Origin of the sequence: Pedobacter aquatilis (genome assembly GCF_032678405.1) — a bacterium.
GTDB classification, from domain to species: Bacteria; Bacteroidota; Bacteroidia; order Sphingobacteriales; family Sphingobacteriaceae; genus Pedobacter; species Pedobacter aquatilis_A.
In genome coordinates this window covers 17,666-41,864 of sequence record NZ_JAVTSJ010000001.1, presented here as the reverse complement: position 1 = coordinate 41,864, position 24,199 = coordinate 17,666, and the positions used below count along the sequence as shown (strand labels likewise).

Here is a 24,199-nt window from a genome sequence, read left to right as displayed (position 1 = left end):
TGCGAGCACGAAGCAATCTTAATTTGGTTTGTTCCAAGTTTGTCAGCTCATCAAATGAACAATCCTAAAAATTAGAAACCTTACAATCAATACATGAAACCTTTTCCGAAAGTATTCCTTATCTCCGACTTTGTTTGTTTGGGTTTACTTTTGATTTTTCTCTTCTCCTTACCTGCGAAACTATTCAAATCACCTACTTCATTTGTTATTGAAGCCAGTAATGGAAATTTATTAAGTGCTGCTATCGCAAGCGATGGCCAATGGCGTTTTCCTGTTGCTGATTCAGTTCCCGTTAAGTTTAAAGACTGCATCATTGCCTTTGAAGATAAACGCTTTTATCACCATTTCGGTGTAGATTTTTTAGCCATGAGCCGGGCTATGCAGCAAAATTTCAAAGCAAAAAGTGTGGTAAGCGGTGGCAGTACATTAACCATGCAGGTAATCCGACTATCAAGAAAACAAGACCGGACTATCTGGCAAAAATTATTAGAGGTAATACTCGCTTTAAGGCTAGAGCTTAAATATTCAAAAGAAGAAATTATTGGTTTATATGCGGCCAATGCTCCCTTTGGAAGTAATGTAGTAGGTTTAGAAGCTGCTAGCTGGCGTTATTATGGTCGCGATGCAAAAACGCTTTCCTGGGGAGAAATGGCTACCTTAGCCGTTCTTCCAAACAGTCCGTCGCTGGTACATCCGGGAAAAAACTCCAGCCGCTTAATCAAGAAGCGGAACGATTTACTGGACAAGCTTGCTAAATTGAAGTTTATTGACCAGGCAACGGCAAACCTCTCAAAACTAGAACCTGTTCCGGGCAAGCCCCTTCCCCTGCCTCAAAACGCACCACATCTTTTAAACCGGTTTAAAGCAGAAAGAGCAAGTCTTAAAATTAATTCGACAAGAATAAAATCGACATTAAGCGAAGATATCCAGCTAAAGATTAATTCAATTTTAAAGCGATACAATAACCGATACCGGGCAAACGATATCAATAATATCGCTGCACTGGTACTTGATGCAAAAACTGGCCGGGTAGTCAGTTACGTTGGAAATATTTATCAGCCTGAAAATGTTGATCTGCAAAGCCATGTCGATATGATTAAAGCCCCGAGAAGTCCAGGCAGTACACTGAAGCCCCTGCTTTATGCCAGTATGCTCAACGACGGCTTTATACTCCCACATACTTTAGTCGCCGATATACCAACACAAATTGCTGGCTATTCGCCACAGAACTATGATTTAGGTTACGATGGAGCTATCGCTGCCGACAAAGCCCTAAGCCGATCGTTAAATATTCCGGCCGTTAAAATGCTACAGCAGTATAAATATGAACGGTTTTATGATAAACTTAAAAAGCTTGGAATTGGGACACTAAACCAGCCTGCAGATCATTACGGACTATCGTTAATTTTAGGAGGAAGTGAGGTGACTATGTGGGATTTAGCCAACACCTACATGGGCATGGTTAGAACGCTAAATCATTTCAATACTTACAAAGGATTATACGCTCCCGGCGATTATAAACAGGCCAGTTATTTTTCGACGGAGCAAAAGGAAAGTAAAGACTATGAGCGCAATTCATTTTTAGATCACGGCTCAATATGGGCAACATTTAATGCAATGGAAGAAGTAATGAGGCCTGGAGATGAAGGCCTATGGGAACAATTCTCTTCTTCGCAAAGGGTTGCCTGGAAAACGGGAACAAGCTTTGGTTTCCGTGATGCATGGGCCGTGGGTTTAACGCCGAATTATGTGGTTTGTGTTTGGGTGGGCAATGCCGATGGTGAAGGCCGGCCAGGCTTAGTTGGCATTGAAGCAGCCGCTCCGGTATTGTTTGATATTTTCAGGCTGCTGCCTAATGGCAAATGGTTCGATACGCCGACAACCAAGTTAAAAAAGTTTAAGGTATGCAGGCAAAGTGGCTACAAGGCAGGAGAATATTGTACCGATGTTGTGGATGAGTTTGTACCGGTATCGGGTGATAAAACGGCAGTCTGTCCTTACCATAAACTTATTCATCTGGATAGAACCGGAAGCTATCGGGTAACCGACCAATGCGAAAGCGTTGGCAACATGCAACACAAAAGCTGGTTCATTTTACCGCCGGCAATGGAATATTATTATAAAATTAAGAACAGCGATTACAAAAGCTTACCGCCTTTTATGCCAGGTTGTGATTATAATAGTGGAAATAATGCAATGGAGCTGATTTATCCTAAAAACGGGGCTACGGTTTATATTCCTTTGGAACTGGACGGAACACGAGGCAAAATAGTATTAAATGCAGCACATAGAAATCAAAATTCAAAAATTTACTGGCATATTGATAATGAGTATGTGGCAACAACAATCAATTACCACCAGTTGGCCGTTAGTCCTTCGCCTGGTAAACATACCCTAACGCTTGTTGATGAAAACGGAGAAAGGCTGGTACAAACCTTTACTGTTCTGGATAAAGAAAAGCCTGGTAGCCATTAACTTCAGTCAATGGTTAGTTATGTCTCAGAATGGAATTAAATCTCCGTTTTGGTAACGATCAACTTTCTCTCTACTGTTCCATACACAATCAAATACTGAGCAATCATGTAAGTAGCCATAATCAAAACACCACTCTGCGGTATTGGTTGTGCAAATTTATTTACCGCCAAAGCACTATCCGATAAAAGGAAAAACAAAGCACCTGCAAGGATTATCCGATAACTAAATAAATTTACTTTTCCATAGCGGTTTACAGCCATAATTGCCATAACAGTGATAATTATCGCATACATTAATACCGCAAATTGCATGGCACCCAAAAAAGGTTGCAGATAGAAAAATAAGCCAACACAAAAGATAATCAATCCTCCTACCGACCATAGAAAGAAGGGATTTTTATGATTTGGATTCGATTTATGATCGAGGATGAATGCCCTGATGTAGAAAATATGGCATAAGAGAAAAGCAATCAATCCATAGATGAAAAAGCCGGCATGTCCTGATTGGAGCATCAGAAAAACATCACCTGCAAGGGCTAAAATTAAACCTGTAAATATGCGTTTATGAAATCTTCCCTTTAAGGTAGTGGCCGAGTACAGCCAGATTAAAAGTGTTAACACAATAAATGGTTTCGAAAAATTACGAAGCAGAATATTGCCATCCGTTTCTGCATAAAGCTGAATGATGAATACCAGTGCAAAAATAAAGGAGAATAATTTAGTCTTCATCAGAATTTGGATTTGCCTTTTGCAAATTGAAAAACCAAATTACGGATATTAACTGAATGCCTGCAAATATTACCTGATATCCGACAGGAAATTTTAAAATCATCGTCAGCAAAAATCCTAAGGCTAACCGGAAATACTCAAACTTTACCAGCCAATTCTTTTGCTCAAGCAAAGCGCCACAAGTTATAAGTGTGCAAATGGTAAATAGTGTACCAAAAATTAAAGATAAGTGCTCCATTTTGGTGTATGAAAACAATATGGCTGATCCCGCTGCTAAAGCGATAATAAATTGAATTAAAACATAGGCGGTAAGCTTTGAATGGTAGAGCGGATTGTATTTCTTATAAGTTGCTGCATCGATTTCCGGAGCCTTTTGAAATCCCCCCAAATGCTCAGGAAACCATCCTGGAGGTTTGATAAATACCTTAATCTTGTCAGACAGTTTTGGCGATTGTTTTGCCATTTTCAATAAATCATCCCAATAATGCAGGTTTGCCCATACGGGATTCCAGCTTGCCAATGGTTTGGTAATGCCATAATAAACTTCTTCCTCTTCTTTCTGGAAAGTTCCAAAAATACGATCCCAGATAATTAAAGTACCTGCATGGTTTTTATCGATGTATTTTGGATTTGAGCCATGATGAACACGATGGTGCGAAGGCGTATTCAAAACATACTCTAAAAACCCCATCGATTTTATTGCCCTGGTATGTATCCAGAATTGATAAAGTGTATTAAACGAACTTAGGGTTAAAAACATAATCGGGTCGAAACCTGCAAAAGCCAATGGCAAATAAAATATCCAGCTAAACCAGCCCTGAAACCAGCTCTGCCGCAATGCCACCGTTAAATTATATTCTTCTGACTGGTGATGTACAATATGCGCTGCCCACAACGCATTTACCTGATGACTCATCCGGTGAAACCAGTAATAAAAAAAATCAACACCGATAAACAGGATAATCCATACCCAGATGGTTTTAGGCATTTCGAAAAACCGCCAGTGTTCGAAAATATATTTATATCCAAAAAACAGCGCTGTTTTCATGAAAATACCCGTGAGCTGCTGCCCTATTCCCTGACTTAAGTTGGCTATACTGTCGTTTAAACGGTAGTAATTAAGTTTTTTATAGAAATTATAAGCCAGCTCTATACCAATGAGGATAAAAAACACAGGAACAGACAACGCGATGTAATCTACTTTCATAAAAACAGGAAATATCTGGTTAGAAGCATTAAGATAATGAATATTAAGCCTATTCTAAAATTTACTTCGCGAAATACACTTAGTTTAAATTTTATACAAACAATCGTTTGGAAAGCTTCGTTATCATTATATAATACAAAAATTATGACATCGACAGAAAAACAACTAGCAGCACATAATTCGAAAGTTGTGGTTACCGACTTTTTAAATGCATTGAATCAGGAAGATTTTGAAATTGCCAGTGAACAACTTGCAGACGACATGCATTTTATAGGTGTTATGGGTGAGCGTAAGGGAGCAGCTGTTTACATGGAAGACATGAAAAAAATGCGGTTTAAGTATGATATTAAAAAGATTTTCAGCGATGAAAATGAGGTTTGTATCTGGTATGAAATAAATATGGGTGCAAAAACGATCTTTTCGGCTGGCTGGTATAAACTGGAAGGTGAAAAGATAAAAAGCTTTCAGGTTATCTTCGATCCCAGACCACTCTTGTAAACTTTTCTTATGAATTGCCGATTGTCGGTAAATCATCAAAAGATAAGGAATCAAAACATTCCTTACTAAATTTTGTATTAGGAATAGTTATTCACTAAAAAATATTTAAGCCTTGAAAAGAGTATTGGTTGTAGATGATGATCCTGATATTTTAGAAGTATTTCAGCTTGCCTTAGAATCCGAAAATTACAGCGTTTACCCGCTTTTGTCTCCCCGTTATATATTTAAAACCATTAAAGATTTTAATCCAGACTTAATTATCCTGGATATTATGTTAAATGGCATGGATGGACGAGCAGTATTTAAACAGCTTCGCTCCAATCCTGAAACTGAGGATATTCCCGTTATCATGGCTTCTGCGAGGTACAATGAAACCTATATTACCTCACAATATCATCCTGACGATTATTTAGAAAAGCCATTTAATATGTCGGCCATGCTACAAAAAGTAAACCGACTAACTGAAAATTAGAAAACCTGCCTATGAAATTTAAAATAATAATACCAGCAGCTTTGCTTTTCTTAACGCAAGCCATTCAAGTAAAGGCGCAAAGCAGCCGCCCTGATAAACTTTACTCGATGAGTGGTATCGGTTTTGCGCTTCCTGTTGGAGAAACTGCCGATTACCTGAAACCAAAATTCTCTACTTCTTTAGGGTTAAACTTAGGTTTAGGAGATGGAGGTTTGTTTCTCTACCCAAAGGTAAGTCTGCATGCATTTCAATTTAACCAGCTTACACCTGACGCAGGGTTTAATTATACTTTACAAAAAGGACGTGCCACAACCTATCTGCTCAACGTAGCACTTGGTTACCGAAAAATAGTAGACAAATGGGCTTTCTATGGCTTCGCAGGTGGTGGCGGTGGATTTATCCTCACACCACAGGCAGCAGTTAGCGCACAGAATTTACAGGTAACCATGGATAATAAAACAAATGGTATGGGCATTATTGAAGCAGGCGGTGGAATAGAGTATAATCTTGGCGGGGCCAATTTATTCGCTGAAGTAAGCTATATGTATGGTTTCAGTAAAATTCAGAACAGGATGTTTAACACTGTTCCCCTTTCAATAGGGATAAAACCAAACCTTAGTAAATTATTGAGCAAACTTTAATTATGCTATACAAAATGCACTGCGGCTTCGTTAATACGATAGCCGCTTTTTTATTTTAAAAGCCCTTAATATTAATCGTTAGAAACTATTTTTATTACTAAATATTTTAGCATAGATTTGTACTTAAATCATTTCGATGTTATACGCAGTTGTAGATATAGAAACCACAGGAGGCCACGCTTCGGCGAATGGCATAACCGAAGTTGCCATTAATATTCATGATGGAAATGAAATTGTAGAAACCTATACTACACTAATAAATCCTAAGCGGGATATTCCGGTTTACATTACTGCATTAACTGGCATAGATAACGATATGCTCAAAGATGCACCCGTTTTTGAGGATGTTGCTTTACAGGTTTACCAGCTTTTAAACAATAAAGTATTTGTAGCCCATAACGTTAATTTCGATTATTCATTTCTGAAACACCACCTTGCTGCTGCCGGTTACGATTTACAATGTCGTAAACTCTGCACTGTAAGAATGAGCAGAAAGATTTTTCCGGGTAAAGTTTCTTACAGTTTGGGTAAATTATGTAGCTCCTTACAAATCCCGATTCAAAACCGTCACCGTGCGGCTGGAGATGCTGATGCTACAAGCCTGCTCTTTAACCTCCTGCTTACACATGATAACGAAGGAGTGATTGCGGAAATGCTAAAAAAAACATCAAAAGAGCAAGTACTCCCCCCTAACCTTGATAAAGCTACTATCCTGAAACTACCCGATCAGCCAGGTGTATATTATTTTAAAGATAACAAAGGAAAGATTGTTTATGTAGGCAAGGCGAAAAACTTAAAAAAGCGTGTAATCAGTCATTTTTCTGGCAATAAACCAAACAGACAGCGCCAGGATTTTCTCCGCACCATTTATCATGTAGATTACGTAATCTGTGGTACAGAACTAATGGCCTTGATTCTGGAAGCGAACGAAATTAAGCGACTCTGGCCTGAAAACAACCGTGCCATGAAACGCTATGAGCATAAGTATGATTTATACGTTTTCGAAGATCAGAACGGTTACATGCGTTTAGCTATTGATAAGCACAAAAAAAACAACAAAGCTTTACAAAGTTTTAACAACCTGCTGGAAGGATATAATTTCCTAAACCAGATGGTTGATCAATACCAGTTATGCGCCAGACTTTGCTATTTGCAAAAAACAGTTACCAAATGTGCTGCCCATGAAAACGGCCAGTGCTTCGGTGCATGCAGCGGCATAGAAACGGTATCTGTTTATAATAAAAGGCTAATGGCTGCCCTTGACGATATCCAGAACATGCAGCCTAGTTTTGCCCTGGTTGATGAAGGCCGGAAAGACGAAGAATTAAGCTGCCTCATTGTTGAGAAAGGAAAGTTTTATGGAATGGGTTATTTTACCGATAAAAATTACCTGGCAGAGGGCTTTGCACCTGTTAAAGAAAATCTATCCGTTTACCTGTCTAACAATTATATCTTAAATTTAATTTTAAGCCACGCAGAACAACATCCACAAAAATTATATAAATTGTAAGATGATTTCAACTGAATGGATCAGAAATTTTTGCCTCTCTTTAGCGAATACTGAAGAGCATCCTCACTTTATTAAAAAAGCCTATAAAGTAAAAAAGAGAATTTTCGCTACGCTAGATTTCGAGGCAAAGAAATTAACCCTAAAGTTAACGGAGATCGATCAATCAGTTTTCTGCGATTTTAAGCCCGATAAAATTTATCCTGCAAATGGTGCCTGGGGAAAACAAGGCTGGACCTCTTTCGAGTTTTCAGAACTCCATGAGGAAATGCTAACAGATGCAATAACCTTAGCTTACAATAACGTATCGGTAAAGAAAAAGTAGATTTTGTCTTAAATAACCCCTCAATTTTTCTTTTTCAGCATCTTCCATTCGGTTTACGGTGGCTATCTTTATACAAACAAATATAAAACGTTATGACAAAATCACTTTGGATCAACCTTCCTGTTAATGATGTAAATAAATCAAAAGATTTTTTTACGAAAATCGGCTTCACGTTAAATACACAATACGGCTCTAATAATGATTCGGCTTCATTTCTGGTTGGCGACAGTAAATTGGTTATCATGCTATTTAAAAAGGCATTATATGAATCTTTTGCAGGTGATAAGGTAGCTACACCGATTACCGGAACAGAAGTATTATTTTCAATAGATGCCGAAAGCCCTGAAGAAGTGGATGAACTTGCCAGGAAAGTTGTTGCGGCCGGAGGTAAACTTTACGGAGAACCCGGTTATAAAGATGGCTGGATGTATGGCTGTGGTTTTATCGACTTGGATGGTCAGCGCTGGAGCATTCTGTATATGGATATGAGCAAAATGCCGTTAGGATAATATAACCTATCGGATTAAACAACAAATAACATGAAAAACGACCCATTAATAGTTGAACGCGTATATGACGTACCTGCCGAAAAAATCTGGAAAGCACTAACCGACAATAACGAAATAAAAAAATGGTATTTCCAGTTGAAAGATTTTAAACCCAAAACCGGCTTCAAATTTGATTTTTTAGGCGGTCCGGAAGAAGGCCCCCAGTTTTTACACCTTTGCGAAATCACACAAATTATCGATGGTAAAAAATTAGCTTATACCTGGAGATATGATGGCTACCCCGGAAACTCAGAAGTGAGCTGGGAATTATTTGAAAAAGCAGATAAAACCAGGGTTGTTATTACCCATACGGGACTTGAAAGCTTAGCCGAAAATGGTAAAGATTTCACCAAAGAAAGCTTTAAAGGTGGCTGGACTTATTTTTTGAACGATGCGTTGAAAAATTACCTCGAATCCTGATCAACATCCAAAAAGCTGTAGCAATTTGCTGCAGCTTTTTGTTTAAGCTTCTTCATCAGCTTCACCTATTTGTTCTATTTCCACAACTGGCACTATTTTTACTTTCATGTACATCCAAAGTATACAGATGAGTAAAATTATTGTACAGATAACAGAACCCTCAATACCAAAAGTACCGCCTGAAATGATTTCGTTTCCCTTTGGAGTTGCCACAATTAAACCCGATTGACTAATGCCGCTGACTTTAAAACCCAAAATGTTTCCTTGTGTAAAGTTCCATCCGAAATGTATTCCAACTGCCCACCAGATATTTTTGTACTTTAAAGTAATTGCTGAAAACAATATGCCGCAAAGGGAAATATTAATCATGGCAAGCAGGGAGAATCCAGGGTTTAAGAAATGAATTAAGCCGAATAGTAAGCCATTTACGATTACGCTGATTAAAGTTAAATAACGCTCTGCGAATACCACCAATGGAAAACTCCGGAAAGTAAATTCTTCGAAAACACTTACCAGTATGAAGAACAAAAGATAGCCTGCTATATTAAGTGGAAGTATTTTTGTTGTGGTAAAAATAACATTTCCGCTAAAATACATTACGAGTGAGCAAATTACTATTAATAACAAACCTATAATACTTCCCTTTAAAAATGGCAAAAGTGCATTTCTGCTGATGAAAATATTCTCGAAATTTCTATTTTGATAAGTATAGAATATCATATAAAGTGCACCAACCACCATGAGTATGGCACCAAACTCATAAAATAGTTGTCCTGATAAACTATCCTGACTGAAATTAAAAACTTCCAGCTTTGTGATGAATCCGAAGGGAATTGACCACAGAAAAATATAGAAAATGAAAACAAAAACCCTGAATACAGGCTGTAAGTAGTATAAGATTTTCCTATCCATTGGTTGCAAATTGTTGCTTCAAAAGTGCTGCAACAGTTTTATCAGTCCTAAAGGTTATGTCTTCAATTGATAAATCATTTATTTTTACCCACCTGAACGATTGGAGAATTTCACCTTCGCCATCAAAATCATACATCGTTTCTTTAAATTTCAATTGTAGCGGAGATTTTTCTTTGACCAAATAATATATACTAATTACCTGGCTATCATTAAAAGATGATTTTTCAAAAAAATCGGTAGTGTAAAAATGAGCGAGAACTTCTATCTCGGCATTACATTCTTCAACAAATTCTCTTTTTAGTCCATCAATCAAACCTTCACCAAGTTCTAAACCACCACCAGGAAACTTACTGAAGCGAAAGCCATATTCCTCCTCGTCGCTGATTAAAACTTCATGATGCTGATTTATGAGCAAACCATAAACCCTTACGTTAAAGTAACTCATTTTCGAAATGCTTTTTGTTCTTAATCACGATTTCAGGAGTCCAGGTAATTTCTTTTTTAAATGCCTCTGCCCTTACCGGACACTCACTCATGTGACAATAGTGGCAGCATTCGGGCAAACACGGATCGGCATGTATGAAAAGCTCGGCCTTTCTGACACCGTTTTTATTGATAAGCTCATCTATCTGAGAAATTTCCCTGTGTACCTTATTTAAATCGAAGTAATAAGGTAAAGTTACGTGGCAATCGATGTGAAACTCAGGACCATATTGCTGGGTGCGCAAATTGTGAACATCAATCCAAGGATTGTGCCTGTTTTTTTGAAGTACATCTACCACCTCCTCTACCAAGGTAAAATCGCTTTCATCCATTAGGCCACCAACGGAACCTCTGGTAAGCTTATACCCCGAATAAACGATATAAAAACCTACAAGAACAGAGAGAAAGCTATCTAGCCAAATAATATTTGTTAACTGAATTAAAATTAAGCCAATAACGATGGCTACGCTGGTGTAAGTATCCGTAAGCAGGTGCTTACCATCAGCCTGTAAAGTAATGGAATGCTGATCTTTACCGACGTTGATCAGGTATAAACCCACAATCATATTAATTAAACCAGTAATCCCGATAATTAATGTTCCTTCTAATAGTTGACCAACCGGATGGGGATAAATGAGATTGTATGACGATTTAAAAATAATAACCACACCAGCAATGAGAATAAGTATCCCCTCAACAAATGCTGAAAAGAATTCTACCTTACCATGCCCGTAAGGATGGTTTTCATCACGTGGTTGCGTACTCAGGTATATGCTATAGAAAGCAAAACTACCCGCAATTACATTTACAATACTTTCGGCAGCATCCGTTAAAATAGCATTTGAACCTGTAATAAAATAGGCAACAAACTTTGCCAGCATTAACAGAATACTAACAACAAGCGAAATAATAATGGCTCTCTTCTTTACCGACACGATTTTTTTCTTCAAAAATACGCTTATGCAATAAATTAAATGATAAAAACTCTGTCTTTTTTAGTGCAGAATAATATTTGGTTTATATATTTGCGCTCAAAGTAATTAACCATGAGCACCTTATCTAAAAGAATCAACAGTTTATCCGAGTCGGCAACCCTTAAAATGACTAAACTTGGTCGCGAATTAGCGGCTAAGGGCATTAATGTTATCAGTTTAAGCGTTGGTGAACCAGATTTTAACACACCAGACCACGTAAAAAACGCAGCAAAGAAGGCGCTTGATGATAACTTCACCCGTTATTCACCAGTACCAGGTTATCCTGATTTGCGCCAGGCAATCGTTAATAAATTAAAAACAGAAAACAATTTAGATTATGATGTTTCGCAAATTGTAGTTTCAACAGGCGCTAAACAGTCATTATCAAATGTAATTTTAACATTAATTGATCCTGATGATGAAGTAATTATCCCTACACCTTATTGGGTTTCATATTCTGAGATGGTTTTACTTGCTGAAGGCAAATCAGTTTTCATCGATACTGATATTGAAAGTAACTTTAAAATAACGCCTGAGCAATTAGAGGCTGCTATTACGCCAAAATCTAAGCTTTTCATGTTTTCTTCACCATGTAACCCAACTGGTTCGGTTTACAGCAAAGATGAATTAGCTGCATTGGTTAAGGTTTTCGAGAAATACCCCGATATTTACATCCTTTCTGATGAGATTTATGAACACATTAACTTTGTTGATAAACATGAATCTATAGCACAATTCGAGAGCATTAAAGACCGCGTAATCATTGTTAACGGTTTCTCTAAAGCTTTTGCTATGACTGGCTGGAGATTAGGCTATATCGCTGCAAACAAAGAAATAGCTGCTGCAAACGATAAACTACAAGGACAAACAACTTCAGGTACATGTTCAATTGCGCAAAGGGCTGGTATTGTAGCTTACGAGCAAGGATTGGAAAGCGTACTTAAAATGAAAGAAGCATTTTCTCGTCGCAGAACACTTGTTTACAATCTATTAAATGAAATTCCTGGTGTTAAAACCAATTTACCTGATGGTGCTTTCTACTTCTTCCCTGAAATCAGTTCTTTCTTTGGTAAAAAGGATGCAGAAGGTAACGTAATTAAAGATTCATCTGATTTAGCACTTTACCTGTTAAATGTTGGTCACGTAGCAACAGTTGGTGGCGACTCTTTCGGTAACAATAACTATATCCGCTTATCTTATGCAGCATCTGATGAGAGTCTGGTTGAAGCATTGAGAAGAATCAAAGAAGCATTAGGAAAACTAGCATAAGTTATTAGTTAACTTAAATCATATAAAAACCCTCGTTAATTTAATTTAACGAGGGTTTTGTGTTTAGCGGTATTTCCTTCTCGGTATTACCGCTAACGTTTTATATCTTGAAAATTAAGGCCTTAATTCATTGCAACCAATATCCCTACTATTCCTTATTAGTCCGCACCCGGTTGGAACCGGCTTTATGGATTATCCAGTGCAATGAGGTTTACGAGTAGCGGTAACTACGTAAGTACAACGGTAAAGTAATAACCCTTAACGGATTAACTCCTTATCGCCTCAACAGGATCTAATCTTGATGCTGAATATGCCGGCCAGAAACCTGATATCGTTCCGATAATAACAGAAATACCTATCCCCAGAATAATATTATTCAAGCCTAAAATAATATGGAAATCTGTTGCAGCCCCAATGCCTAAAGCCAGCAGGTACACGAGTAACAAGCCAAGCAAACCGCCTAAAATACAAAGTGAAATGGCCTCAAAAATAAACTGAAGTAATATAAAATACCTTTTAGCGCCCAAAGATTTCTGGATACCAATAATGTTAGTTCGTTCTTTCACCGATACAAACATGATATTGGCAATGCTGAAACCACCTACCAGAATCGAAAAACCACCAATAACCCACCCTGCTATATTAACCACATCAAACATCTTATTTAACTGGTTCGAAAGTATTGTTGTTTTGTTTAAAGCAAAATCATCTTCCTGGTTTGGTTTTAAGCGGTGTATCGAACGCATCAATCCGCGTAACTCACTTTCAACTTCTTCTAAAGAAACGTTATCAGTTCCTCTAATCGTTATCTGCGGGTTATAGCGTTCGTTTTGAATATCTAAAATTCCTTTAGCGAAATTGATAGGTAGATTAACGCTTTTATCAAGTGAAGTACCGAGCATATCTTCACCCTCCTTAACAAAAACCCCGATTACAGTTACTCTCCTACCCAAAACCTGTACCTGCTTACCGATGGGATCGTCAGTACCGAATAAACCTTCAGCAATTTCTGCCCCGATTAAACAAACTGGTGTTCCGTTATTATTTTCATTATCTGTAAAATAGCGACCAGCCTGCAGCTCAAAATTCCATGTTTTATTAAAATCCTGCGATGCAGCAGAAACACTGATGCCTTCTACAGAACCACTTCTATACTTAATGGTTCGGTTGCCGGTTGAGATTTCGAAAGTAATACCATCGGCATTTTCCATCCGGTCTCTCAACGTTTCAAAATCGCGGATTGATGGTTGAGGACGGTTAGCATATTTCCACCATGGGTAGTTATCACCAAAGCTCCAAGGCCATTTCTGAATATAAATCGTATTTGAACCTAACTTATCAACGCTGGCCTGCAATTTACCACGGAAAGTATCAACACCGGAAAAAACAAAAATGATTACAAAAATACCAATGGTTATCGCCAATAGCGATAGCATTGTACGTAATTTGTTTTGACGCAATGCATCGAATGCAAAACGAAAACTCTCACCTATTAGCCTGAAGATTATCATAATTGTTGTTTAGACACAGCATCTGTAAAAAGGTTACAGATAAATCAAAACTAATTAATTTTATTGTGCTGGGTAGAAATTATGACAAAGTAATTTATATTAAAACATATATTAGTTTAATTGCGTTTGATAAAATACAAAAAAGAAAAATTAAATTCGTATTTTTGCACCTCAAAAAATTCATCAAGAATGAAATTATCACAATTCAAATTTAACTTACCGGAATCATTAATTGCAAACAATCCTGCTGAAGAGCGTGATGAAGCACGTTTAATGGTTTTACACAAAGACAGCGGTAAAATTGAACATAAAATCTTTAAAGACGTTTTAGATTATTTCGACGATAAAGATGTAATGATATTAAACAACACAAAGGTTTTTCCTGCCCGTTTATATGGTAATAAAGAAAAAACCGGTGCGACTATCGAAGTATTTTTACTTCGTGAATTAAATAAAGAATTACGTTTATGGGATGTTTTAGTAGATCCTGCACGTAAAATCCGTGTTGGCAACAAACTATACTTTGGCGATGATGATTTATTAGTAGCTGAAGTTGTAGACAACACAACCTCCCGCGGACGTACCATTCGTTTCTTATTTGAAGGTACTGATGAAGAGTTTAGAAAGAACGTTGAAATTCTAGGCGAAACACCGCTACCTAAGTACATTAAACGTAAGGCAACTGCTGAAGATAAAGAGCGTTATCAAACTATCTTCGCTAAACATGAAGGTGCTGTTGCTGCCCCTACTGCAGGGTTACACTTCAGCCGCGAATTAATGAAACGCCTTGAACTTAAAGGTATCGAATTTGCCGAAGTTACATTACATGTTGGTTTAGGTACTTTCAGAACGGTAGAGGTTGAAGATTTAACTAAACATAAAATGGATTCTGAACAATTCATCATCGAGCAAAAAGATGCTGATATTGTTAACAAAGCTTTAGAGCAAAAAAGAAGAATCTGTGCTGTTGGTACTACTTCTATGCGTTCAATCGAATCGGCTGTATCTGCAAACAGAACTTTAAAGGCAGCAAACGACTGGACAAGTAAATTTATTTTCCCGCCTTATGATTTCAGCATCGCAAATTCAATGATTACCAATTTCCACACACCAGAATCTACATTATTAATGATGATCAGTGCTTTTGGTGGTTACGAAAACGTAATGAATGCTTACGAAGTTGCGGTAAAAGAAAAATATAAATTTTATAGCTATGGCGATGCCATGCTGATTATCTAAATAGATTCAGGTATCAGGTATCAAGTAGGCAAGAGTAAATGCAATTTCTTGATACTTGATACTAAAATCCTGATACTTTTGATAATGAAACACTACGCTGTAATTGTAGCAGGAGGTTCGGGAAATCGAATGCAAACTGAAACTCCAAAACAATTTCTCTTGCTCAAAAACCTTCCGGTTTTAATGCATACCATCAAAGCTTTTGCACAAAGTGACACCCAACCAAAAATAATTGTTGTTTTACATCCCGACCAGCATAACTACTGGAGAAAACTTTGCGAAGAGTTTAATTTTAATATTCCACATACAGTTATTCCTGGTGGAAAAGAGCGTTTTTATTCCGTTAAAAATGCAATCAATAGCATTAACGAAGAAAGCCTGGTGGCCATCCATGATGCGGTAAGACCATTAATATCAAAAACCTTGATAGATAACTGCTTTGCAAAAGCAAAAGAACAAGGCAATGTTATTGCAGCAGTACAATCCAGCGATAGTGTCAGACTATTTAAAAGCGACAAAACAACAGCGTTAAAACGAGATGAAATCTATCTGGTACAAACGCCACAGACCTTTGATCTAAAAATCTTAAAGGAAGCCTACCAACAGGATTACGCCAGCCATTTTACTGACGATGCAAGTGTAGTTGAAGCCATTGGCTACGAAATTAATATTGTGGAAGGCGAAAGAAGTAATATCAAGATTACCTACCCTATCGATTTAGAACTTGCAGCATTGCTGCTTGAAAAATAAAAAAAGGAGTTTCGATAATGAAACTCCTTTTTTATTTTGCCTTTTCTAAGGCAAGTATTGATATTTTATGCTGCCCTGCCAATAATTTTAAGCAAGATTGCAATAACGGCAATTACAAGTAGAACGTGGATAATTCCGCCAACATCTCCAAAGCCGTGAAATATAAAACCTATAACCCAGAGTATAACCAATACTACTGCGACTAAATACAATAAATTTCCCATTGTGTTAATTTTTTAAGTAATTATTTATCTATTAACACTACGCGGAATCATTTGTTTACAAAATGTAAATTTTATTTATTACTACCTTATAAAGAACAAATTACATACACCAAAGACTGGTGATGACACAAAAAAACTCCCGGTTTTGGCCGGGAGCATTATTCATTTAGTATTCATCTTCATTAAAGAAGAAATCTTCTTTAGTCGGATAATCAGGCCAAATTTCTTCTATAGTTTCATAAGGCTCTCCATCATCTTCAAGGGCCTGTAAATTTTCAATAACTTCTACAGGAGCACCAGAACGGATGCCGTAATCAATTAATTCATCTTTTGTTGCAGGCCATGGTGCGTCTTCCAGGTGGGAAGCTAATTCTAGTGTCCAATACATATCTTAAATTCAATTAAATTCTTTGTTCTTAACAATGCGCAAAGTATATTAAAATTTTTGAGCAAAACAAACTTATTTTTCCACTATTAAACACGTGGTATCCAAATGTTTTCTTCAGCGTTAAAATCCATAGTCAGTTTTCGTGCCAAAACAAATAAATAATCGCTCAAGCGGTTTAAATAAATGGTTACCCGCTCATCTACAAAGCTATTTTCTGCAAGTTCAACTGTCAGTCTTTCTGCCCTTCTGCATACACATCTGGCTAGATGACAAAAAGAAACTACGGTATTTCCTCCCGGCAAAACAAAGTGCTTTAAATCAGGTAAAACCTCATTCATCGCATCCATTTCTTTTTCCAGTAAAACAACATCTGCATCATGCAAATCAGGGATTTTCATTTTTGATTTTTCCGGATCGGCAGCCAAAGATGCTCCAACAGTAAAAAGCCTGTCCTGAATTTCTTTTAACAATTGTTTATGATGCGTTTCAATATCCTGGCACATAATTAAACCGATATACGAGTTTAATTCATCAACAGTTCCATAGCTTTCGATGCGCAGGTGATATTTTGGAACCCGGGTACCTCCAATTAAAGAAGTTTGTCCCTTATCACCGGTTTTAGTGTAGATTTTCATTATAAAGAGGCTAAAGGCTAAGGTAAAAGACTTAAGCTTAGTTTATTTTCTCCCAGTCGCGACCACTTTCTTTTAAAGCCTGCAAACGTGGCGATACATTTTTTATATCGGTATTAATGTAATCGTTTTCAATCAATCCATCACGCATACGTACAATTCTATGCGCATGTTGGGCAATATCTTCCTCATGTGTTACCAGAATAATGGTATTACCTTTACTGTGGATTTCTTCGAGAAGTGCCATAATTTCGATTGATGTTTTGGTATCCAGGTTACCTGTAGGTTCATCAGCCAAAATAATCGATGGATCGTTAATTAAAGCCCTTGCCACAGCAACACGCTGACGCTGTCCACCAGATAACTCATTCGGTTTATGATCCATACGGTTGCCTAAACCTACATTTTCCAACGCTTTTTTAGCACGTTCTTCCCTGTCTTTTTTGCTATTGCCTGCATAAATTAACGGTAAAGCCACATTATCTAAAGAAGTTGAGCGTGGCAGCAGATTAAATGTCTGGAAAACAAATCCTATTTCCTGATTACGAACTTCAGCTAAGGCATCATCACTCATGTGGCTTACATCCGTTCCGTTTAATACATAACTGCCGCTAGATGGCGTATCTAAACAACCCAGAATATTCATTAAGGTAGATTTTCCTGAACCAGATGGCCCCATAAGCGCAACAAACTCACCCTTTTTTATATCCAAACTAACAGATTTTAAAGCATGAATTACCTCTGAACCGATTACGTATTTACGCCCTATTTCCTTAATTGTAATGAGTGTTTGCGACATAGTTTTTTCTTTTTAGACAAAGGGAATGGTAAAGATGTTACAAGCACTTCTAAATTTTGTTAAAGCACTTCATATTAAATTAAGAAACTACTTCTCTATAATTTTTGGTACCATAAAAAATTCCTCGTTATGCTTTGCTGCATTTTTTAATCCATCGGCAGTAGAAATCTCCTGCTTTACAACATCTTCACGCCAAACATTAGTAGCTTCATTCATGTAAACCAGCGGTTTAACATCCCTGGTATCTAATTCATTTAGCTTTTCCATGAAGGACAAAATCTTGTTCATTTCCGGAATCAGGGTATCAACTTCTTTTTCGTCAATATGAATTCTTGCCAAGTCGGCTATTTTGTGAATGGTTGTTGCGTCTAAATTCATATTATAACAGTTTACTATCTATAAGTTTAAAAACCTTATTCTTAAGCTCATCGGTATCAGCATCAGCTAAACCGGCAGTGCTTATAGGTTTATGGATGTAAATATCGCAAATTCCGGGCTTACTTCCATATTTAGCACCATCATCCCAGTTAATTTTCCAAACATTCGTTATGCTCACCGGCACCAGGGGAATATTTTTATCGATGGCCAGCCTGAATGGGCCATTTTTAAATTCACCAAGTTTTGGTGGATAATGGTCATCGATCTTACCTTCCGGAAAGATAATCAGGCTCATACCTTTTTCGAGATTTTCACCAGCTTTTTTAAACGCTTTAAAGGCTGAAATTTTACTGTCGCGGTTTACTGCAATATCTATCGTCTTAAAAAAAATACCAAGCACCGGGTTATTCAGCAGCTCATCTTTCCCCATAAAATGATACCTGCCTTTTGCCATTATACAGAATATCATAATATCGAGGTTTGAAGTATGATTTGCACAATAAATATAGGTTTGGTTTTTAGCAAGCTTTTCTTCGAACTGATAAGAAAAAAATACACCTGAAAGCAGGCTGCAAAGAAAACTATTTGCCCGTCTGAGAAAATTTAAGACTATATAATACCGAGGATTCCGGGAGGTTAAATAATAAAACGGATAAAACAGGAAGAAAAAAAAGAGTATCCAAAATAGATACCATACCCGATGTACTTGCCTAAAAAATCTGGTCATATATATCCAAAAATATAAATTTTGGCCATTATTCAATGGGGTTAAAATAAAATTTTATAGCGAATGATGGAAGCTGTAAAATACAGATGAGGTAAGGAAACCATACCCTATTTATCGGACTCAGGAAAACTAAAGAATTACGGCAATTGCTTTCCAAATAAATCTTATGATATAAAAAGGAAACTATACTATCGTTTGGTGCTAATTTATTTTTAATTTCGTGGCATTATGAAAGAAACAGTGGTGAGCGGTATTCGCTCTACAGGAAAATTACATTTAGGCAATTACTATGGTGCAGTAAAAAACTTTGTGCAAATGCAAAATGATTACAATTGCTACTTTTTTATTGCTGATTTGCATTCTTTAACAACACACCCTACGCCAGCCGACTTACACGGAAATATTAAACATGTTCTGGTAGAATACCTGGCAAGTGGTATCGACCCTGAAAACAGTACAATTTATATACAAAGTGATGTTCCGGAAATAGCCGAACTTTACCTTTACCTGAATATGAACGCCTACATGGGCGAGCTTGAAAGAAGTACTTCTTTTAAAGATAAGGTTAGGGCAAATCCTGATAACGTTAATGCAGGTTTATTAACTTATCCTGTTTTAATGGCGGCTGATATTCTAATTCATAAAGGAACCAAAGTTCCTGTTGGAAAAGACCAGGAACAACACCTGGAAATGGCCCGTACTTTCGGAAACCGTTTTAACCGTTTGTACAATACAGAATATTTTCCTGAGCCATATGCCTTCAGCTTTACCGAAAAACTGGTAAAAGTACCGGGTTTAGATGGAAAAGGGAAAATGGGTAAATCAGAAGGTGAAGCAAACGCCGTTTACTTATCCGATGATCCGGAAACTATACGTAAAAAAGTAATGAGAGCGGTGAGCGACGGCGGACCAACTGCGGAAAACCAGGAAAAACCAGAGCCGATTCAAAATCTTTTCGATTTAATGAAAGTGGTTTCGAGTGCCGACACACACCAGCATTTTGATGATTTATACAATAAAATGCAAATCCGTTATGGCGATTTTAAGAAACAACTTGCTGAAGATATGATTATTGCCACCGCTCCAATGCGTGAGCGCATTCAGGAAATTGCAAAAGATGATGCCTATTTAAGACAAGTTGCAAAACATGGCGCCTTAAAAGCCCGCGAAAGTGCACAAAAAACAATAAAAGAAGTACGCAGTTTAATCGGTTTTAAAAGTTTTTAATTATTAGCTTTGAGAAGCTAGATAGGAGTTTTGAGAAAAATTGCTCATTCACATATCTTATATCTCAGATCTTACATCTAAAAAAATATGCACATAGCAATAGTAGGAAATATAGGCGCTGGTAAAACCACTTTAACAGGATTATTAGCCAAAAATTACGGTTGGGAAGCTTTGTACGAAGCTGTAGACAACAATCCTTATCTCGAAGATTTTTACAGCGATATGAAGCGCTGGAGTTTTAATCTACAGATTTATTTCCTGAACAGCCGTTTCCAGCAAATAACAGATATCGAAGTAAATAAACGTAATGTTATCCAGGATAGAACCATTTATGAGGACGCACACATTTTTGCAGAAAACCTGCATGATATGGCACTAATGACTACCCGGGACCATGATAACTATCGTGCAATTTTCGACAACGTTACCTCTTTTATTAAACCGCCCGATTTACTGGTTTACCTACGTGCATCGGTACCAACGCTGGTAAATAACATACAGCGCCGTGGCCGTGAATATGAAGCCGGAATCCGTATTGATTACCTTTCGAAACTAAACGAAAAGTATGAAGCATGGATTAAAGGTTACAATTTGGGTAAATTATTAATTCTTGATAAGGATAAATTAGATTTCACAAATAATCCTGAAGATTTAGGGCATGTTATCCAATCGATAGAAGCAGAAATTAACGGTCTATTTTAGCAGCATTATGGAAAAAGACTTTCAACACGATAATCCGGAAAACTGGAAATGGGGGATATTTTATTTCAATAAAAATGATTCAAGATTCATCTTACGTAAAAGAGTTGAGGTTTTAGGCTGGACATTTAATTTTGCCCATCCCGTTTCATACATTTTGGTTGCTTTAATTTTTGCTTACGCAGCTTATAAAATTTACAGGTAGTATGGGTGATGGAAATTCAAAGTCGTCTTTAGGAGATTCAAGGGTTATCGGCATCATCCCTGCCCGTTTTGCGTCAACCCGTTTTCCGGGCAAGCCACTGGTAGATATTGCCGGTAAAAGTATGATTCAGCGTGTTTATGAACAGGCTGCAAAAGCTAAAAGCTTATCGAAAGTTGTGGTGGCTACTGATGACGAACGAATTGCTGAAGAAGTAAAGAAATTTGGCGGGGAGTTTGTATTTACCGCATCGACCCACCAAAGCGGAACCGACAGATGCGCTGAGGTTATTGAACAATTACCAGCTTTTGATATTGTGATTAATATTCAGGGCGATGAGCCTTTTATTGAACCTGCGCAAATAGATTTGCTTGCAAGTAGTTTCAGCGAAGAAAAAGTACAATTAGCAACCTTAATTAAACCAATTGAAAGTCAGGAAAGCATTTACAATCCAAACAGTCCAAAAGTTGTTATCGATGTAAATGGCAGGGCGATATATTTTAGCCGAAGCCCGATTCCCTTTATCAGAAATGGTGAACCTGGTGTATGGGCTGAAAAACACCAGTTTTATAAACATATTGGCATTTATGGTTACCGGACGGAGTCGTTAAAGGCAATTACCAAACTTCCTCCATCAACATTAGAGCTTGCAGAAAGCCTTGAACAGCTCCGCTGGATCGAAAACGGTTTTTACATCCAAACCAAGGTGACCGATTTGGAAACCGTTGCCATTGATACCCCGGAAGATCTTAAAAAACTAAACAAGCTGCTAAAAGCTTTGAAATTAGCATAAAAATAAGCTGAAAAAGTTCAATATACAGTGTAAGAAGCAATCTAGCATGGCTGAGATTGCTTCTTGCATAAAATAGCAATTTTATCCTATAACTAATTCCATCTGTATATTACATCTCGTGTAGGGTGTTGGTTTACCTGCAACTTTCTGAAAGCCCAGCTTATGATAAAGATTTATAGCTGGTTTAAGTATGGTATTACTTTCCAGGTATATTTTTCTGGCACCCAACGATTTTGCTTTTTCAATAACTGCCGAAGCCAATAAAAAGCCCATGTTTTTACCCTGTGCTTTAGGCGAAACAGCCATTTTTGCCAGTTCAAAATCGTATTCACCATCATTCATTTTAATTAGGGCACAAACACCTAAAGGCTCTCCGTCAAAAAGCGCAACTAAAATATGTCCTCCTTTATCCAAAATATAGCCTTGTGGATTATCAAGCGCTTTGTAATCAGATTCCTCCATTGTAAAATACTGTGAAATCCATTCTACGTTAAGTGCCTTGAATACATCCTGGTACCTGGGTTGATAATCTATAATTTCAATTTTAGCGCTGTCACGCTCCTTCTTTTTTTCCATAACTCTTCTAAGTAAATTCTTTTGCTCCAATAAAAACTCCCACTCTCCTATGGCCAGCCATAAATCATTTTGAGCTTGTGCCGAAAGCTCCTCAATAGCTGCATTCACATCAACTAACTGATCTTTAATCTTTTCAGCAATCTGCAAACCTTTCTTTGATAAACCGATTACATTTCGCCTGCCATCTGTTTTATCCTTTTTTTCAATAACATAGTTTTTGGCAGCCATTTCCCCAATTATTTTACTTACTGATGGATGCGAATGCCCTATTTCTCTGGCAAGCGCCGTAATGGTCTTTTCATCATTCTGTATCAAAGAGTACAGCACCGGAAACCATTTCGGCTGCATATCAATATCATATAATTGGTAGATTTTTGAAGCGTCTTCGGTTACTTTATCTGTAAGCATCCTCAACCTACTCCCTATTGCTACTTTACCTGTTTGTTCAAAGAAATTCATAATAATATTAATTACGTAACTGATTACACAAATGTATAGCATTTTATATTTTATTCAAAATTTTATTACTTTAGAAGCATTAATTGCTATTGATGAAAAAAATATACTTCCTGTTTTTCGTACTCTTATCTCTAACGGTTGCCTGCACCAGCGGCAATAAAAACGACAAAGGCTCCATTGAATTTAAAAATGTGAATTCGAGTATTGCACAGTCTTTTTCAGATTTAAAAACTCTTGATACTTTTAAAATTGAGTTAACCGGCAGAAAACCAGAAGATATGGTGCTTAATTTTACCATAAAAAATGCTAAAGGCGTTCAAATCTATAATGTAAAGCTAAAAGGAACCGAGCTGGTAGGTAATAACGACCCTAATATCGATTTATCAAAAGAGAAAGACCAGGTTATTTTCTTAAAAACCATTGCTAATGATTTCTTTAGTGAAGATAACTTTCTTGAGCCAGCCGTAATGCCGGATGATAAAGCTGATAATAATACGCCTGATAAGGCACTTTATGAAGAACTGAAGAAATCAGGCTTAAATGGATTTAAATATCGATTAGGCAAAGAAAACAACCTTTATATTGCCTGGAGTGAGAAAGAGCAAAAAGTTAAGGTTTATTATAAATGTTGCTAATCATTAAAATCTTAAATAATGAATTTCAGCAAACTTGTTCCAAATGTATTTTACGAAGATATTAATCAGGCATTAACGTTATTTGTTGATTGCCTTGAATTTAAGGTTGAACATAACGAAATTCAATCTGCAAACCCTTTTTGTGTGGTAGGCAGAGATGGCTTAAGCATTAATATATTTGAGAATGTCGCCCTTGCCAAAGAACACAGCCCCGAATTCAGGCTGGTTACAAAAAACATTGAGGAAGTGTATGAAAAAATATTTAATGCATATCCCGAATTCCTTCATCCAAACCTAAATACCGTTACACTACGGCCATGGGGCGCAAAGGAATTTGCTATTAAAGATGGTCAGCTTGGAATTATTATCCAGCAATGGCCTTAAAAAACAAGCTGCTATGTTTTCTGAATTGTTTCGTTTTTCATAAATATTATTAATTTTGTCTTAAATCATTTTCAGTTATTTTAACACTGAAATTTCCCTATTGCGATAGCTCCATAT

At 37.0% G+C, this 24,199-nt stretch carries 30 protein-coding genes; 17 read left to right on the top strand and 13 right to left on the bottom strand.

All coding sequences use genetic code 11. From position 1 onward, the window contains the following. Nucleotides 1–93: 93 nt before the first annotated feature. Entirely contained in the window at nucleotides 94–2,475 is a 2,382-nt protein-coding gene (gene pbpC / locus R2R71_RS00200; RefSeq protein WP_316829218.1) for a penicillin-binding protein 1C, read from the top strand. Between the two features lie 35 nt (nucleotides 2,476–2,510). On the opposite strand, the gene R2R71_RS00195 is transcribed toward pbpC, so the two are convergent. Next, nucleotides 2,511–3,203, bottom strand: coding sequence for a lysoplasmalogenase (locus tag R2R71_RS00195; RefSeq protein ID WP_316829217.1), 693 nt, complete (start codon nucleotides 3,201–3,203; stop codon nucleotides 2,511–2,513). Then, nucleotides 3,193–4,410 carry a sterol desaturase family protein gene (locus R2R71_RS00190; RefSeq protein ID WP_316829216.1) on the bottom strand — a complete coding sequence of 406 codons (1,218 nt, stop codon included), beginning with the start codon at nucleotides 4,408–4,410 and terminating at the stop codon, nucleotides 3,193–3,195. Before R2R71_RS00190 ends, R2R71_RS00195 begins: the two co-directional genes overlap by 11 nt. A 144-nt stretch (nucleotides 4,411–4,554) precedes the next feature. Between R2R71_RS00190 and R2R71_RS00185 the strand changes: the two genes are divergently transcribed. The 7 genes from R2R71_RS00185 (at nucleotide 4,555) to R2R71_RS00155 (ending at nucleotide 8,821) form a co-directional block, all read left to right on the top strand. Then, nucleotides 4,555–4,908: a nuclear transport factor 2 family protein gene (locus R2R71_RS00185; protein WP_316829215.1), complete on the top strand. Its 354-nt coding sequence runs from the start codon at nucleotides 4,555–4,557 to the stop codon at nucleotides 4,906–4,908. Nucleotides 4,909–5,020: 112 nt separating this feature from the next. Further along, entirely contained in the window at nucleotides 5,021–5,380 is a 360-nt protein-coding gene (locus R2R71_RS00180; RefSeq protein ID WP_316829214.1) for a two-component system response regulator, read from the top strand. 11 nt (nucleotides 5,381–5,391) lie between these two features. After that, entirely contained in the window at nucleotides 5,392–6,021 is a 630-nt protein-coding gene (locus R2R71_RS00175; RefSeq protein WP_316829213.1) for a hypothetical protein, read from the top strand. A gap of 136 nt (nucleotides 6,022–6,157) precedes the next feature. Further along, a complete protein-coding gene (locus R2R71_RS00170) occupies nucleotides 6,158–7,531 on the top strand; it encodes an exonuclease domain-containing protein (protein ID WP_316829212.1) in 1,374 nt (457 codons plus the stop codon). A gap of 1 nt (nucleotide 7,532) precedes the next feature. Continuing rightward, on the top strand, nucleotides 7,533–7,853 hold the full coding sequence (locus tag R2R71_RS00165; RefSeq protein ID WP_316829211.1) for an MmcQ/YjbR family DNA-binding protein: 321 nt from the start codon (nucleotides 7,533–7,535) through the stop codon (nucleotides 7,851–7,853). Between the two features lie 92 nt (nucleotides 7,854–7,945). Beyond that, entirely contained in the window at nucleotides 7,946–8,362 is a 417-nt protein-coding gene (locus R2R71_RS00160; RefSeq protein ID WP_316829210.1) for a VOC family protein, read from the top strand. Between the two features lie 30 nt (nucleotides 8,363–8,392). After that, complete coding sequence (locus R2R71_RS00155; RefSeq protein WP_316829209.1) at nucleotides 8,393–8,821, top strand: SRPBCC domain-containing protein; 429 nt, start codon at nucleotides 8,393–8,395, stop codon at nucleotides 8,819–8,821. Nucleotides 8,822–8,863: 42 nt separating this feature from the next. Here R2R71_RS00155 and R2R71_RS00150 read toward each other — a convergent pair whose 3' ends face one another. From R2R71_RS00150 to R2R71_RS00140, 3 genes are read right to left on the bottom strand one after another with little or no spacing between them, the layout of a single operon-like run. Next, entirely contained in the window at nucleotides 8,864–9,733 is an 870-nt protein-coding gene (locus R2R71_RS00150; RefSeq protein ID WP_316829208.1) for a type II CAAX endopeptidase family protein, read from the bottom strand. Beyond that, nucleotides 9,726–10,178 (bottom strand): NUDIX domain-containing protein, encoded by a 453-nt coding sequence (locus tag R2R71_RS00145; protein WP_316829207.1) that lies wholly within the window; start codon nucleotides 10,176–10,178, stop codon nucleotides 9,726–9,728. Before R2R71_RS00145 ends, R2R71_RS00150 begins: the two co-directional genes overlap by 8 nt. Continuing rightward, complete coding sequence (locus R2R71_RS00140; RefSeq protein ID WP_316830226.1) at nucleotides 10,165–11,151, bottom strand: cation diffusion facilitator family transporter; 987 nt, start codon at nucleotides 11,149–11,151, stop codon at nucleotides 10,165–10,167. The genes R2R71_RS00145 and R2R71_RS00140 overlap by 14 nt, the downstream gene beginning before the upstream one ends. Before the next feature lie 111 nt (nucleotides 11,152–11,262). Here R2R71_RS00140 and R2R71_RS00135 point away from each other — a divergent pair, with 111 nt between their 5' ends. Next, the gene (locus R2R71_RS00135; RefSeq protein WP_316829206.1) at nucleotides 11,263–12,459 is read left to right on the top strand and encodes a pyridoxal phosphate-dependent aminotransferase; all 1,197 of its coding nucleotides are present in this window, start codon (nucleotides 11,263–11,265) and stop codon (nucleotides 12,457–12,459) included. Between the two features lie 266 nt (nucleotides 12,460–12,725). Here the strand turns inward: R2R71_RS00135 and R2R71_RS00130 are convergent, their stop codons facing one another. After that, entirely contained in the window at nucleotides 12,726–13,970 is a 1,245-nt protein-coding gene (locus tag R2R71_RS00130; protein ID WP_316829205.1) for an ABC transporter permease, read from the bottom strand. A gap of 189 nt (nucleotides 13,971–14,159) precedes the next feature. Between R2R71_RS00130 and queA the strand changes: the two genes are divergently transcribed. Together queA and R2R71_RS00120 are read left to right on the top strand one after the other, a co-directional pair. Further along, complete coding sequence (gene queA / locus R2R71_RS00125; RefSeq protein WP_316829204.1) at nucleotides 14,160–15,209, top strand: tRNA preQ1(34) S-adenosylmethionine ribosyltransferase-isomerase QueA; 1,050 nt, start codon at nucleotides 14,160–14,162, stop codon at nucleotides 15,207–15,209. Between the two features lie 84 nt (nucleotides 15,210–15,293). Continuing rightward, entirely contained in the window at nucleotides 15,294–15,959 is a 666-nt protein-coding gene (locus R2R71_RS00120) for a 2-C-methyl-D-erythritol 4-phosphate cytidylyltransferase (protein ID WP_316829203.1), read from the top strand. A gap of 65 nt (nucleotides 15,960–16,024) precedes the next feature. Here the strand turns inward: R2R71_RS00120 and R2R71_RS00115 are convergent, their stop codons facing one another. From R2R71_RS00115 to R2R71_RS00090, 6 genes are all read right to left on the bottom strand, one after another. Then, on the bottom strand, nucleotides 16,025–16,183 hold the full coding sequence (locus R2R71_RS00115; RefSeq protein WP_143009563.1) for a lmo0937 family membrane protein: 159 nt from the start codon (nucleotides 16,181–16,183) through the stop codon (nucleotides 16,025–16,027). Nucleotides 16,184–16,349: 166 nt separating this feature from the next. Beyond that, complete coding sequence (locus tag R2R71_RS00110; RefSeq protein WP_010603503.1) at nucleotides 16,350–16,571, bottom strand: DUF2795 domain-containing protein; 222 nt, start codon at nucleotides 16,569–16,571, stop codon at nucleotides 16,350–16,352. 86 nt (nucleotides 16,572–16,657) lie between these two features. Next, complete coding sequence (locus R2R71_RS00105) at nucleotides 16,658–17,206, bottom strand: cob(I)yrinic acid a,c-diamide adenosyltransferase (protein WP_316829202.1); 549 nt, start codon at nucleotides 17,204–17,206, stop codon at nucleotides 16,658–16,660. Nucleotides 17,207–17,243: 37 nt separating this feature from the next. Next, nucleotides 17,244–18,002: an ABC transporter ATP-binding protein gene (locus R2R71_RS00100; protein WP_316829201.1), complete on the bottom strand. Its 759-nt coding sequence runs from the start codon at nucleotides 18,000–18,002 to the stop codon at nucleotides 17,244–17,246. Between the two features lie 87 nt (nucleotides 18,003–18,089). Beyond that, nucleotides 18,090–18,380, bottom strand: coding sequence for an Asp-tRNA(Asn)/Glu-tRNA(Gln) amidotransferase subunit GatC (gatC, locus tag R2R71_RS00095; protein ID WP_316829200.1), 291 nt, complete (start codon nucleotides 18,378–18,380; stop codon nucleotides 18,090–18,092). A gap of 1 nt (nucleotide 18,381) precedes the next feature. Beyond that, nucleotides 18,382–19,107 carry a lysophospholipid acyltransferase family protein gene (locus R2R71_RS00090; protein WP_316829199.1) on the bottom strand — a complete coding sequence of 242 codons (726 nt, stop codon included), beginning with the start codon at nucleotides 19,105–19,107 and terminating at the stop codon, nucleotides 18,382–18,384. A 228-nt stretch (nucleotides 19,108–19,335) separates the two neighbouring features. Here R2R71_RS00090 and trpS point away from each other — a divergent pair, with 228 nt between their 5' ends. From trpS to kdsB, 4 genes are all read left to right on the top strand, one after another. Continuing rightward, complete coding sequence (gene trpS, locus R2R71_RS00085; RefSeq protein ID WP_316829198.1) at nucleotides 19,336–20,334, top strand: tryptophan--tRNA ligase; 999 nt, start codon at nucleotides 19,336–19,338, stop codon at nucleotides 20,332–20,334. 87 nt (nucleotides 20,335–20,421) lie between these two features. Continuing rightward, nucleotides 20,422–21,036 (top strand): deoxynucleoside kinase, encoded by a 615-nt coding sequence (locus R2R71_RS00080; RefSeq protein WP_316829197.1) that lies wholly within the window; start codon nucleotides 20,422–20,424, stop codon nucleotides 21,034–21,036. A 7-nt stretch (nucleotides 21,037–21,043) separates the two neighbouring features. Further along, nucleotides 21,044–21,238 carry a DUF5808 domain-containing protein gene (locus R2R71_RS00075; RefSeq protein ID WP_316829196.1) on the top strand — a complete coding sequence of 65 codons (195 nt, stop codon included), beginning with the start codon at nucleotides 21,044–21,046 and terminating at the stop codon, nucleotides 21,236–21,238. Nucleotide 21,239: 1 nt separating this feature from the next. Further along, entirely contained in the window at nucleotides 21,240–22,028 is a 789-nt protein-coding gene (gene kdsB, locus R2R71_RS00070) for a 3-deoxy-manno-octulosonate cytidylyltransferase (protein ID WP_316829195.1), read from the top strand. An 81-nt stretch (nucleotides 22,029–22,109) separates the two neighbouring features. Here kdsB and R2R71_RS00065 read toward each other — a convergent pair whose 3' ends face one another. After that, nucleotides 22,110–23,063, bottom strand: a complete 954-nt coding sequence (locus R2R71_RS00065) for a bifunctional helix-turn-helix transcriptional regulator/GNAT family N-acetyltransferase (protein ID WP_316829194.1) — start codon at nucleotides 23,061–23,063, stop codon at nucleotides 22,110–22,112. 92 nt (nucleotides 23,064–23,155) lie between these two features. On the opposite strand from R2R71_RS00065, the gene R2R71_RS00060 reads away from it, so the two are divergent. Both R2R71_RS00060 and R2R71_RS00055 read left to right on the top strand, forming a co-directional pair. Continuing rightward, nucleotides 23,156–23,698 (top strand): hypothetical protein, encoded by a 543-nt coding sequence (locus R2R71_RS00060; RefSeq protein WP_316829193.1) that lies wholly within the window; start codon nucleotides 23,156–23,158, stop codon nucleotides 23,696–23,698. Nucleotides 23,699–23,716: 18 nt separating this feature from the next. Then, nucleotides 23,717–24,082 (top strand): hypothetical protein, encoded by a 366-nt coding sequence (locus R2R71_RS00055; protein WP_316829192.1) that lies wholly within the window; start codon nucleotides 23,717–23,719, stop codon nucleotides 24,080–24,082. Nucleotides 24,083–24,199: the final 117 nt, after the last annotated feature.

Bases quoted from the DNA above. Each gene is read 5' to 3' on its own strand.
- R2R71_RS00130 (WP_316829205.1), bottom strand. From the start codon at position 13,970: ATGATAATCTTCAGGCTAATAGGTGAGAGTTTTCGTTTTGCATTCGAT.
- R2R71_RS00185 (WP_316829215.1), top strand. From the start codon at position 4,555: ATGACATCGACAGAAAAACAACTAGCAGCACATAATTCGAAAGTTGTG.
- kdsB (WP_316829195.1), top strand. From the start codon at position 21,240: ATGGGTGATGGAAATTCAAAGTCGTCTTTAGGAGATTCAAGGGTTATC.
- R2R71_RS00075 (WP_316829196.1), top strand. From the start codon at position 21,044: ATGGAAAAAGACTTTCAACACGATAATCCGGAAAACTGGAAATGGGGG.
- R2R71_RS00165 (WP_316829211.1), top strand. From the start codon at position 7,533: ATGATTTCAACTGAATGGATCAGAAATTTTTGCCTCTCTTTAGCGAAT.
- pbpC (WP_316829218.1), top strand. From the start codon at position 94: ATGAAACCTTTTCCGAAAGTATTCCTTATCTCCGACTTTGTTTGTTTG.
- R2R71_RS00195 (WP_316829217.1), bottom strand. From the start codon at position 3,203: ATGAAGACTAAATTATTCTCCTTTATTTTTGCACTGGTATTCATCATT.
- gatC (WP_316829200.1), bottom strand. From the start codon at position 18,380: ATGAATTTAGACGCAACAACCATTCACAAAATAGCCGACTTGGCAAGA.
- R2R71_RS00135 (WP_316829206.1), top strand. From the start codon at position 11,263: ATGAGCACCTTATCTAAAAGAATCAACAGTTTATCCGAGTCGGCAACC.
- R2R71_RS00065 (WP_316829194.1), bottom strand. From the start codon at position 23,063: ATGAATTTCTTTGAACAAACAGGTAAAGTAGCAATAGGGAGTAGGTTG.
- R2R71_RS00160 (WP_316829210.1), top strand. From the start codon at position 7,946: ATGACAAAATCACTTTGGATCAACCTTCCTGTTAATGATGTAAATAAA.
- R2R71_RS00190 (WP_316829216.1), bottom strand. From the start codon at position 4,410: ATGAAAGTAGATTACATCGCGTTGTCTGTTCCTGTGTTTTTTATCCTC.
- R2R71_RS00105 (WP_316829202.1), bottom strand. From the start codon at position 17,206: ATGAAAATCTACACTAAAACCGGTGATAAGGGACAAACTTCTTTAATT.
- R2R71_RS00175 (WP_316829213.1), top strand. From the start codon at position 5,392: ATGAAATTTAAAATAATAATACCAGCAGCTTTGCTTTTCTTAACGCAA.
- R2R71_RS00100 (WP_316829201.1), bottom strand. From the start codon at position 18,002: ATGTCGCAAACACTCATTACAATTAAGGAAATAGGGCGTAAATACGTA.
- R2R71_RS00090 (WP_316829199.1), bottom strand. From the start codon at position 19,107: ATGACCAGATTTTTTAGGCAAGTACATCGGGTATGGTATCTATTTTGG.
- R2R71_RS00055 (WP_316829192.1), top strand. From the start codon at position 23,717: ATGAATTTCAGCAAACTTGTTCCAAATGTATTTTACGAAGATATTAAT.
- queA (WP_316829204.1), top strand. From the start codon at position 14,160: ATGAAATTATCACAATTCAAATTTAACTTACCGGAATCATTAATTGCA.
- R2R71_RS00115 (WP_143009563.1), bottom strand. From the start codon at position 16,183: ATGGGAAATTTATTGTATTTAGTCGCAGTAGTATTGGTTATACTCTGG.
- R2R71_RS00120 (WP_316829203.1), top strand. From the start codon at position 15,294: ATGAAACACTACGCTGTAATTGTAGCAGGAGGTTCGGGAAATCGAATG.
- R2R71_RS00080 (WP_316829197.1), top strand. From the start codon at position 20,422: ATGCACATAGCAATAGTAGGAAATATAGGCGCTGGTAAAACCACTTTA.
- R2R71_RS00170 (WP_316829212.1), top strand. From the start codon at position 6,158: ATGTTATACGCAGTTGTAGATATAGAAACCACAGGAGGCCACGCTTCG.
- trpS (WP_316829198.1), top strand. From the start codon at position 19,336: ATGAAAGAAACAGTGGTGAGCGGTATTCGCTCTACAGGAAAATTACAT.
- R2R71_RS00150 (WP_316829208.1), bottom strand. From the start codon at position 9,733: ATGGATAGGAAAATCTTATACTACTTACAGCCTGTATTCAGGGTTTTT.
- R2R71_RS00110 (WP_010603503.1), bottom strand. From the start codon at position 16,571: ATGTATTGGACACTAGAATTAGCTTCCCACCTGGAAGACGCACCATGG.
- R2R71_RS00155 (WP_316829209.1), top strand. From the start codon at position 8,393: ATGAAAAACGACCCATTAATAGTTGAACGCGTATATGACGTACCTGCC.
- R2R71_RS00145 (WP_316829207.1), bottom strand. From the start codon at position 10,178: ATGAGTTACTTTAACGTAAGGGTTTATGGTTTGCTCATAAATCAGCAT.
- R2R71_RS00060 (WP_316829193.1), top strand. From the start codon at position 23,156: ATGAAAAAAATATACTTCCTGTTTTTCGTACTCTTATCTCTAACGGTT.